At 61.7% G+C, this 10291-nt stretch carries 8 protein-coding genes and 2 pseudogenes; 4 read left to right on the top strand and 6 right to left on the bottom strand.

Annotated features, from left to right (window positions below):
- The first annotated feature begins 33 nt into the window (after positions 1-33).
- On the top strand, positions 34-1023 hold the full coding sequence (locus AC0L3I_RS33275) for a group II intron maturase-specific domain-containing protein (protein WP_473529743.1): 990 nt from the start codon (positions 34-36) through the stop codon (positions 1021-1023).
- 84 nt (positions 1024-1107) lie between these two features.
- Positions 1108-1623: pseudogene (locus AC0L3I_RS33270) on the top strand (IS256 family transposase); the annotation flags it as partial.
- Positions 1624-1929: 306 nt separating this feature from the next.
- Here the strand turns inward: AC0L3I_RS33270 and AC0L3I_RS33265 are convergent.
- The gene (locus AC0L3I_RS33265; protein ID WP_473529744.1) at positions 1930-3147 is read right to left on the bottom strand and encodes an IS110 family RNA-guided transposase; all 1218 of its coding nucleotides are present in this window, start codon (positions 3145-3147) and stop codon (positions 1930-1932) included.
- Positions 3148-3411: 264 nt separating this feature from the next.
- Between AC0L3I_RS33265 and AC0L3I_RS33260 the strand changes: the two are divergent.
- Both AC0L3I_RS33260 and AC0L3I_RS33255 read left to right on the top strand, forming a co-directional pair.
- A pseudogene (locus AC0L3I_RS33260) lies at positions 3412-3627 on the top strand (transposase); the annotation flags it as partial.
- Positions 3628-4506: 879 nt separating this feature from the next.
- Positions 4507-4671 carry a hypothetical protein gene (locus AC0L3I_RS33255; protein ID WP_473529742.1) on the top strand — a complete coding sequence of 55 codons (165 nt, stop codon included), beginning with the start codon at positions 4507-4509 and terminating at the stop codon, positions 4669-4671.
- Positions 4672-4788: 117 nt separating this feature from the next.
- Here AC0L3I_RS33255 and AC0L3I_RS33250 read toward each other — a convergent pair whose 3' ends face one another.
- The 5 genes from AC0L3I_RS33250 to AC0L3I_RS33230 all read right to left on the bottom strand — a co-directional run bounded on the left by AC0L3I_RS33250 (position 4789) and on the right by AC0L3I_RS33230 (position 10288).
- On the bottom strand, positions 4789-5319 hold the full coding sequence (locus AC0L3I_RS33250) for a hypothetical protein (RefSeq protein ID WP_473529741.1): 531 nt from the start codon (positions 5317-5319) through the stop codon (positions 4789-4791).
- A 48-nt stretch (positions 5320-5367) separates the two neighbouring features.
- Positions 5368-6582: a hypothetical protein gene (locus AC0L3I_RS33245; RefSeq protein WP_473529740.1), complete on the bottom strand. Its 1215-nt coding sequence runs from the start codon at positions 6580-6582 to the stop codon at positions 5368-5370.
- A gap of 432 nt (positions 6583-7014) precedes the next feature.
- Entirely contained in the window at positions 7015-8352 is a 1338-nt protein-coding gene (locus AC0L3I_RS33240) for a hypothetical protein (RefSeq protein WP_473529739.1), read from the bottom strand.
- Entirely contained in the window at positions 8349-9059 is a 711-nt protein-coding gene (locus tag AC0L3I_RS33235; protein ID WP_473529738.1) for a TfuA-like protein, read from the bottom strand. The genes AC0L3I_RS33240 and AC0L3I_RS33235 overlap by 4 nt, the downstream gene beginning before the upstream one ends.
- Positions 9056-10288 carry a YcaO-like family protein gene (locus tag AC0L3I_RS33230; protein ID WP_473529737.1) on the bottom strand — a complete coding sequence of 411 codons (1233 nt, stop codon included), beginning with the start codon at positions 10286-10288 and terminating at the stop codon, positions 9056-9058. The genes AC0L3I_RS33235 and AC0L3I_RS33230 overlap by 4 nt, the downstream gene beginning before the upstream one ends.
- Positions 10289-10291 lie beyond the last annotated feature (3 nt).

Below are 10291 nucleotides of genomic sequence, written 5' to 3'. Positions count from 1 at the left end.
CAAAGGCATGGCCCGCGCGTGTGATCGTCACCGATGTCGGAAGGTCCTGGTGACGGGCAGTCTGAAGATGTTTCCTTCGACAACATCAACCATCACCATCTGATGGATCGGCTACGCCAGCGCGTAGCGGACCGGCGGGTGACACGGTTGGTCGGGCAATTCCTGAAGGCCGGAGTACTATCGGAGGAACAGTTCCTTCGCACCGAGGTCGGAACCCCTCAAGGCGGGATCATCTCGCCACTGCTCGCTAATATCGCGCTCAGCGCAATCGAAGAGCGGTACGAACGGTGGACCTACCACCGCACCAAGACCCAAGCTCGTCGTAAGAGCAATGGGGTGAAGGCAGCAAAGAGTGCACGGGACACCGATCGAATCGCCGGTCGATGTGTGTTCTTACCCGTGCGCTATGCCGATGACTTCGTGGTCCTGGTCTCGGGAACGCGGGAGGATGCTATCGCAGAGAAATCGGCGCTGGCGGAATACCTGCACCGGACCATGGGTCTCGAGCTGTCGCCGGAGAAGACGAAAGTGACGGCCATGACGGAAGGGTTCGAGTTCCTCGGATTCCGCTTCGGCATGCATTGGGATAGGCGCTATGGCTACGGCCCACGCGTCGAAATCCCCAAGGCGAAAGCCGCCAACCTACGTCGAAAAGTCAAGCAACTGACAAAGCGTCATAGTATCTCCGTCAGTCTTGGCGATAAGCTTCGGGAGATCAATCCCATCCTGCGCGGATGGGCGAACTACTACCGCTACTGTGTGGGTGCAGGCCGTGTATTCGTCAACCTTGACTGGTATATTGGTCTGCGTCTGTACTGCTGGCTGCGTAAGAAACGCCCTAAAGCAGGGGTGCGAGAACTGTGGGGCTCCAAACAGCCCAGCAGTCGCTGCCCCACAAGACGGCTCTGGCGTGACGGCCCTGTTGAGCAATACCTACTTGGCTGGACACACGTTGGCCGGTACCGACTAGCATGGATGGGAACGCCTGACTTTGCCATGTCTTCTGGAGAGCCGGATGCGTAACGAAAGGCGCACGTCCGGTTCGGCGAGAGGCGATGTGAAACCTGCCGTCGAAAGGCGGCAAGGCGCGCATCGCCTACTCTACCCACCTACCTGAAGGTGCGTCGCGGCGGGCGCATCGTCTCGGTCGCCGTCATCATCGCTGTCGGCGTCAACGCGGACGGCCGGCGCGAGGTGCTGGGCATGGAGGTCGGCACGTCTGAGGCCGAGCCGATCTGGACGGAGTTTTTGCGCAAGCTGACCCGCCGTGGCCTGCGCGGCGTCAAGCTCGTCGTCTCCGATGCCCATGAAGGCATCAAGGCGGCCGTCACCAAGGTGCTGTGCGCGACATGGCAGAGGTGCCGCGTCCACTTCATGAGGAACGTGCTGGCCCATGCCGGCAAGAGCGGGCGCCGCGTCGTCTCCGCTTTCATCGCCACCGCCTTCGCCCAGGAAACGCCCGAGGCCGCAAGCACGCAATGGCGCGCCGTCGCCGACCAGATCCGGCCGAAGGTGCCGAAGCTGGCGACAATCATGGACGACGCCGAGCCCGACGTGCTTGCCTACATGACTTTCCCCAAGGAGCACCGCGCCAAGCTGCATTCGACGGATGACATCGACAAGCCTGATTTCGGCTTTTTCGACTCCTGGCGTTTCTTTGTTCGGCTTCAGGTGAGCCTGTTTCTTCGTCCCGGCCCACAGGATTTTCCGTGCGAGCGTGTCGAGACGCAGTCAAGGCTGGCCGGTGCGGTGGCGCCACGGCCGGCTGCGAGGTTTCCAGGCCACGCCTTGACTGCGTCGAGCACGGCGCCAGTCTGGAGCGGACCGAGACGGCGGTCGTGCCGGCACATTCCCTATGCTATATTTGTCCGGCACGGACGACCACGTGGCAAAGAGTGGTGTAGGGGATGAGAGTGCCGCCACGCAGCCTTATAGTCGTTCCTCCTTTGTGGCGTCCGTGCGCCGCTTCGGCCCGCGTGGCCGCCAATGCCGAACTATCAGCTCGTAGGCACGCTCGGCATTCTCGGCCGCGGCCTTCTCGCTGTTTCGCAACTCCTTCACGTTGTAGGCGTAAGCCGAACCGCGGCGACCGACACCACGCTCGCCCGGCGCGCCAGCCTTAAGAGCGAGCTGCCTCTGCTTTGCCGCCACCAGCGCCGGGCGAGCCCAGAAGTAGTCCTGCTCCTTTGTCAGCAGATGCCAGATCAACACCGCGAGCTTGCGGGCGACCGCCACGGCTGCGACCTGATGGCCACGCTTGTTGCGGATGCGCAGGAAGAAGGCCCTGAGCGGTCCGGGCGCCTTCGCCGCCGCCCAGGCGGCCTCGACCAGCATGGCGCGGGCATGGGAACGCCCATGTTTGCTGATCCGGCCATATTGCGCCAAGCCAAGACCGGATTGGCGCACACGCGGATTGAGGCCGAAGTAGCTCACCAGCCTCTGCGGCTCGCGGAACCGCCGGATGTCGCCGACGGCGGCGATGATACCGCTCGCGACGATGGCATTGACGCCGGTGATCGTCTGAAGCCGCCGGACTTGCACATCATCAACTGCTTCCCGGGCGATGTCGCGATCGAGGTCAGCCAAATCCTCGGCCAGGCGATCGATCTCGCGGATGTGGCGGGCGATAGCGGCCCGCTCGTCGTCGGGAAGCACCTGCTGCTCGAGCCAGGCGCGACCCCGACGGTTGAACAGATCGGCATGCGGGCACTTCGGCACGAGGTGCGCCTGCAGGATGCCATGCACCTCGTTCTTCACGCGCGTGCGATGCCGCACGACCTGATTGCGCCGCGCGACGAGGCGGCGAAGCCGCTCAGTCCGCTCATCGGGAACCCAGACCTCCGGCAGAAAGCCGCTGGCATGGAGCTGCGCCAGAACGCCGGCATCGATCTTGTCGGTCTTGATCCTGGCATGGGCGATCGCCTTCACCTGCATCGGGTTGGCGACAATCACCCGGCCGACATAGGGCGACAGAACCCGCACCACCGCCATGGCGTTGCCCGTAGCCTCGACGACAACCTCATCCGTCCGTCGCAAACTGCGGCCGAACCCTTCCAGTCCCGAGCGGGTCATGTCGACCCGTCCGTGATGGCGCAGCCGGCCGTCTTCCCAAACCACCACCTCCGCAAAGGTGCGGTGGATGTCCATTCCAATCACACGTCTCATCGGCTCCCTCTCCTCAAACAGTCGGGAGCGGCGGGCGACGCGACACCTACGGATCCGCGCTCTCGGCGCAACCGGGCAGGTCGCAGGGGCGGCCAGCTACTAACGCGAGCTCGCAGCTCATCGAATACATCGGCCTGCCCGCACTTGGCGTGCTCCCGGTGCCCCTGTCCCGGATGGTCGCACCATACGCCGAAAATCGCTCATCTCCAGCGGGGATCGGATGGCACCGTCATGATCATACCGGTTACCAACCCGATCGAGCGCCTCAACGGCGAGATCAAGCGGCGCACCGAGGTCATCGGCATCTTCCCAAATGATGACGCCATCGTCCGCCTGGTTGGCGCGATCTTGCTCGAACAGAACGACGAATGGGCCGTGCAGCGCGCCAGATACATGACGCTGGAAACCATCAGCCAAATGAGCGATGATCCTCTCATCAGCCTGCCAGCCGTGGCACGCTGATCAGCCCGGCCCCATGCCGGAGAGCGCGGCGACCAAGCCGTCAGCTACACCACTCCCTGGGACACGATCTCTTGGACCAGAACACGGGTGCGGGAGGGAGAACTAAAGCTGCCGGAAAATCCGACGATCGCGGGGATGATCATTCGGTTCTGTCCCTCTCCTTGAATACGGGCCGCATTGCGACAATGGGAACAGATTAGTAATTTCTATAAAACCTATTAGAAAGAAGATTTCGTATTTTCCTTTGCTTGTAAATTCCTTTTCTCCGCTTGTGGCGCTGAAATGGGCAGATCAGTCCACCACCAGCTGTCCGTCGCTGTCTGAAAAGATGCCGGCCGGAATGTTCGAGCATTGGAAGCAAGCATCCCTGCCGCCGGAATTGGGGCAACATATTCGAAAATGCCTTGGCCAAGTGCCGATCGGATACGACTGGAGCTTCCCGAACCGGGATGCAGTGATCGCACCGCTCTGCGAGCAAATGGTTGAGCATGAGCGAAAGTGGGCCGCGAGCGACCCTTCCGCGCCAAGAACCAATGTGTCGCATTGTGGCCGCAATCAGTCCGTCGGCTTTGCGCGTCAGATCACCGAAAGCCGACCATCTGCGAAGTGGTCAGTCTAGCGATTCATCACGAGATAATCGTCGCGAACGATTGTTAGCCAATTGAGCTGCAGAGGGCGCTTGAGTTTAGGTGCGGTGTGACGAAATGGCCGGATGGCTATACATCATGGAAGACTGCTGAGGCGAAGCTAGGTGTTCTCGTTAACGACCTCTTTCTGCCGTTTGGATCCGCGGCTAACGCTATGCAGAGGTATATCCGGCGGGCCATGTTTCAGCACTGGCGACGCCGTGTTTCAGGTGCAATTCGGCGGGATGCACTAATGGCCAAATACCGGGGCTGGTACGTGGCTATTGTCACCGAACATCAGACTTCGGAGAAGAATTATACCGAGCAGGACGGTTCCTTCGTCGTCGTCATGGAGACGGAAGGCGGAAGGCAAGCGGGTGACCGTTCCGCCGACTTCAGCGCATCAGCCGGGGTTTGAGCATGAGGACCATCGGTCGCTCGAAGACCTGATAGTGTTCGATTATACCACCGTTCGGCTTGAACTGGAGAGCGCATCATCTCGATCTATCGACTATCGCGTGGTCAGATACGTCTGTTAGTTGCGATCAGACCGGATCAGGAGCGGATAGACTTCAGGGATGGTCCAGAGCGACAACGCCCCCTTTTGGCCCTGCCACTCCTGCCCTACCTTGGTGAATCCTGACCGCTGAAGGTTGTTCCTCATGGCGTAGCTGTCGGTCGTGGCAAAGGCAGGTTCGCGGATCTCCCTCGCGATGGCGTCGACGAGGCCGCCAGAGAGCTGTTTGCCCTGCATGTCTCCGGCGATCACAACATAACCCAGCTCCGGCGCGGTCTCGTAGCCGGCGATCGGAACCCCGGCAGCGGCGAACTTAGCCGCCCGATACCCTGGGCTGGGACTCTTCAACGCGGCGACACCAACGATGCGCTCGGTCGCTTTGACGCGAAGCAGCGCTATCTTCCGCGTCCGTTTCAGTCGCGCAACAATTTCATCCAGCGTGCCTTCGACGGCGCCTCCCTCTTCCACGAGCTGAGTCACCGAGAGCCGATTATCCGAGTTGAGGTCGCCGAAGACGCCGGACCAGATGTAGGTTTCGTTTTCAACCATAGGAATTGCTCGACTAAAGAGGGGTGACCCGGCCTTGCGTGTGGCGCCTCATTTAGGCTTTGGCTTGTAGTAAATTGCATCGAGCATAGCTACTCGCGCATCCCACAACTCCATGTCCCATCCCGTCGGGCGAGAGGTGTTGTACCACGGCGCCTGTTGAATCGGCTCGATCACCCGCTCCCAGTAGTTTTCGAGCTTGATCGTGGTTGGCGCAAACGCAAGCGCGGCGGCGAGACCTGCTGTATTGCCACCATTCACGCAGACGAAGAAGTCGGGGCGTTTCATCGCGAGGAGCCGGGTTGCCGGAGCAAGCCGCGCTGTTCGCGAGGATCCCGCGAAGGCAGCCGTGAATGCCGCGACGTAGTCGTTGAACTGCGCCTCGGTAACGTCCCCACGCTTCGGGATTGCGTCGAGCGCTGCAGCCAGCGCCTGGTCTTCCAAGCCGATCAGCTTGGCAAAAGTACCCGCACCACCCATTGATCCGAACCAACCCCAATCCAGACCGTCAAGGCCCGCACCTTCAGCTTCTACACGGCCGAGGACGCCCGCGACGCCCTTCGCTTCGGCGGCCGACAGGTTGGCGAACGAGGGAGTCTTAGAGAAGATCTGCTGGATCGCGCGGACCAGTTTCATACGCTTTCCATAGTCGTGATGCAGGTCATGCCGGGCGAATCTGGCAAACTCCTTCCACGGCATAATGCCGAGCGGCGAATTGAATCGTGTCCAGTGCTTCCCTTCACCCGGCAGCACTGGATTTTTGGGCCTTGGCGTGCCCCAGGCGGCCCTAGATTGGCGGCGATAGCTGTCAGCTAATGGCTGGGTGATCGGGAGGCACAAAGGCCTGTAGCGATCGAGCTGGTTCCTGACTTGCTCAAAAATAAGATCGTCAACGGCACCTTTGACGTGGACGCCTGCCTCCAGGTTTGGCCCAAGGCCACCCTTGGTGAAGTTGGCGCTGCCGACGATTGCCTCAGCCTTAGTGCCGGACTGGAAATAGAAGATCTTGGGGTGGAAGCAACCCGGGCGGTTCTTCGCAACGAATGCGTTCGGAATGTCGACGAGACGGTCGATGAGATCAGGATCCGTCGCGGAGAAGTCCACGCCTAAAAGGACCGATTCAAATTTGGCTCTGTTCGCGAGAAGCGTGTCGGCCACCGACATGATGCCACCCCAGGCGACCGCGATAGAAATCCGATCATGCTTCTGGATGAGCGCCGAGAGACGGCGCGCGGTCGATTTCGCGTCCACTAATGATATTTGCATTACCCGCCTTTGCCCCCTTTGGTACTTTGGACGTGCTCAGCTCAATATCAGATCGGCGTACGATCTCATCATCAAGGCCACGCGAAGAACAACTAAAGAAAGCGCCCGCTGCGCGGTTGGATCGCCCGCCATCTCCGGCGAAAATCGATGTCCGCTTTCTAGGCCAGTGAACAAACACCCCGAACGACCGGGATGAGGCGCTGTGCTCCGCTATCGCGACCGACGACTACGCGGAAGCCCGGGTCAAATCCGCTAGCGCAGCGCCTTTAAGCTTCCGCGATATCCTTTTCCAACGAGTCGGCCCGAAGATTGGGCACCTGGCCCACTCAGCAACTGAGCTGCACGTTAGGACGTTGAAGACCAACGTCTGAGCCGGACTGGGTGCGCCTGGCAAATGCGTCATTGATTCGCGCCGAAAATCGCACCCAAACTCTAATTCTTGGAGCAAGGTTTTTCTACGCCGCCGAAGCATGCGGATTTCAACCGTCGCATGCTCTCAAAGTACTTTTCGAGACGCCGCACGGATTCCGGAAAGCAGCCGTCAGGACCGGGCCAAAGTTCATCGTCCTTTCCGTGGGGCCAGTCTGGCGGCATGGTATCGTTGGCGGCGTTCCAAAGTACCATCGAACAGTAGTCGTCGCGCGTCTTTGGAAGATCGTGGCACTTCATGCAGGCGCCGCCCTGGCCGGTTGACTCCACCGGGGGCGGGTTGATCCAGTCCACGAGCGGATGGCCGAACCTGACGAATACGAATTGATCTTTCTTCGTCGGGCGCGCATGGAGATTGAGGATTTCGCCCAGGCGCATTCTTGGATGCACTATAAGGGGATTGTCTCCAAGATGGCAAAAACTACAATCATCGTAATAATCCGCCGGATGTGCAAGTTTATTGAAGTTTGTCGCAAGCATCATTGCCTCACCGATACGATACTTGCTCCCATCTTTCCCATAAACAATATTGTCAAAGAAGCAGGCGTTTTCGCGGTCCGCATCCATGCAGATTGTTCCAATCAGCGGGAGAGGCTGATTTCCGTGCGTGTCCGGGTGCGCCTCGCGCAGCAGCGTCACGCATGTGCCCTCACCGCCCGCGTCGTATTTCCACAGCGTCAGTTTCTTATTGATGTCCTTGCCGAAGAAGTATTTGCCAGCGTCGGCCGCCAGATCGAAGGGCGCGGACCAGTGCCCTCCGCTGGCTATCGCGTCCGGCACGGGGACACCCGCTTTCCGGCAGTTGTCAAGATATTGCGAGACGTAGGGCGCATGTCCGTCCTGCTTGGGCGTCAACCAGCCGTTCGCGGCCAGCACGTCCCTGGCTCCACCGCGTTCGATGATCGCGTTGACGTCGTCTTCTCCGATTTGGCTCAGAAGACGGCGCGCGATGCGGCTTTGTCCGTCCACCGTGCGATCGGACGAGATCGCGGCCGCGAGTTCGATCAGGATTACATCGCGTTCCGCCGGTCGCGGGACAGCGCTGGCGGGCTGCAATTGCTGGCTCTGTTGCAGATATCTTTCCCGCTCGGCATCCGGCAGCCCATGCTCGGCGCAGCCGCGCACCCTCGCCATCGCCGGCCCGAGCGTATCCGGCGTTACCTTAACCTCTTGCCCTGTCGCCAAGTCGTACACAATTCCGTAGGCGGCCCCGTACGCGCAGGCGCCCCCGTCTCTGCCAGCAGCCGACGTGGGTCGGAGATGCCAGACGATCGGGAGGGTGAAGAGCGCGAGCATCGTCGCCGCGCCCGCCGTAAGCAGTCCACGCCTGTCCATCTTCAAATCCCCATCCTGGCGATCAGCTCGGAAAAGAAACGGGTCTGAGGGAACGCCGTCTCGCGACGACTCTCCCGCCGCGCTATCCCCGGCAGTGCCTCGAGAAGCAGCAGGGCGTCGCGACCCTTGAGTCCCGCGCCATTAGCCGCGATCCAGCGCCTGATCCTTTGCGCGCGACCGGGGTCGACGCCGGCGGCCGACAGAAGGCTGGGCCACGTTCGTGACTTGAAGAACATCGCTCTAGCCTGGCGGACGATCTCGCCCCGCAGCGGAGTTGACAACTCCCCGGCCGAGTACATGCGGGCAACGGCGTCTTCCACGTCGACCAGCGCGACGCTGAGGGGGACGTAACCTAGCTCCCGCGGGCCATGGATCAGCGCGACATCGGCATCGGCGCTTCGCCTTCCGCTGAGGTAATCCTCGAACACCTGCCCGATGCCTATCATGCCGAACGCCGCGCACTCAGCCCCCCGGATGGCTCCCATGCTGGCAGCTCCGAGCAGGGCGCAGCCGCAATCCAAGGCAAACATGATTTCCTTGTGCCAGACAGCCGGACCCGACTCGAACGTTCCGTCGATGAGGCCAATAGCTTTGCGGCCCTGCCTGGCTGCCCGCAGCAAGTCACCGCAGCCCGCGGGCGGCGCGAGCTCGAAGTCGCCGTCAGGCAATTGAAGGCCGTGCAGACTGGGTCCGGCGAAGACGATAGGCCTCATGAATGCATCCATCTACGCAGCAGCTTGTCGCCGGCGCGACCGGCACGGGCGGCGCCGGTCACGGCCTCGAAGGCGACAAGGTCGTCGGCCAGGATCCGCACGACTTCGAAGCCGTGGCTGAAACCCCCGAGAGGGAAGGCATAGACATCGCCGATGCCCGCCGCGAATACTGCCGCGAGTAGCATGGCAAGGTCATCCGCGCCGGCCTCGCGAACCTCACCTTCAGGCGGCTCGTCGCAGAACCGGTGGCCGCCGAAGAGAGCCTCGGTCCCCGGCTTCAGCTGCCGGTGATACTCTTCGGCATAGAGGTCATCACGTGCCCCGGAGATAAAGGTCAGCCGGCTTTGCACGGCCTCGAGCAGGGCTGCGAGTGCCGCGTCCTCCACAGTCGACCTGCAGGCGGATCCGCAGAAATACGTGAGCTCGGCCTGGTCCTTATGCCGAGGCTTCAGTGCGGCCATCACAACCGGCATGGCGATGTCGTCAGTGGCGTCGACGAATCGTGCCTCGACACCCTGTTCCGCTAGCTTGTTGATCGCCCAGTCGAGTTCCTTGGCGCGGTGCCGGTTGAAGGTTATGTCCCGGCACACCGTCCGCGCGCCGGCGGCAAGCGGGCCGAAAATGGCATCCTCCTCGACCAGTTCCCGCAGCCCGTGCAAGATGGCGCTCGCCAGGTCGCCCCCCGCAGCGAGGCCGAGGGAAGACATGCGAAAGTGGCGCGCATTCCACGGCCCCGAGACAACCATGTCCATTCCGACGAGCTCATAGGGTGCAAAGACCGTCTCGCCCGTCCTCAGCGACAAGCCCATCACCCAGGCCAGCTCCGCCTCCCGCGGCAGGTGGCGCGCAGCGCAGCGTGCCTGCCGCTCGAGCGGTATGCTTCGCAGCCCGCGCCGAGCGACAGCGGCCGGTGTAGCGACGAAGTTGACGATGAGCGATGCCTCCTCGGCTATGGCCTGCTCGGCGCTCTCCATCACCGCCGACAGCCAGGCGCCCTCCTCGGTAACGCCCTTGCCGTTGGCCACGCACAGCGAGCGCGAGGCTGGTCGAGTCGCGAACCAGACCGGAATGCCGATCTGGTCAAGGCCGGTGAGATCCCCGACGCGTGTGATCCCGAGCCGCGGTATCTCCGGCTCGAGCAGCGCGCGCGACAGCCTGTTGCAGGCAATCGGATGACCCCGTAGCAAATCGGCATGAAGCGTCCGCAGCGCGGCAAACGCTGCGGCCACGTC

The sequence above is a fragment of the Mesorhizobium sp. WSM4840 genome, from assembly GCF_055811755.1.
Note: the sequence above shows the minus strand (reverse complement) of the source record. Positions and strands in the feature narration are given on the sequence as shown.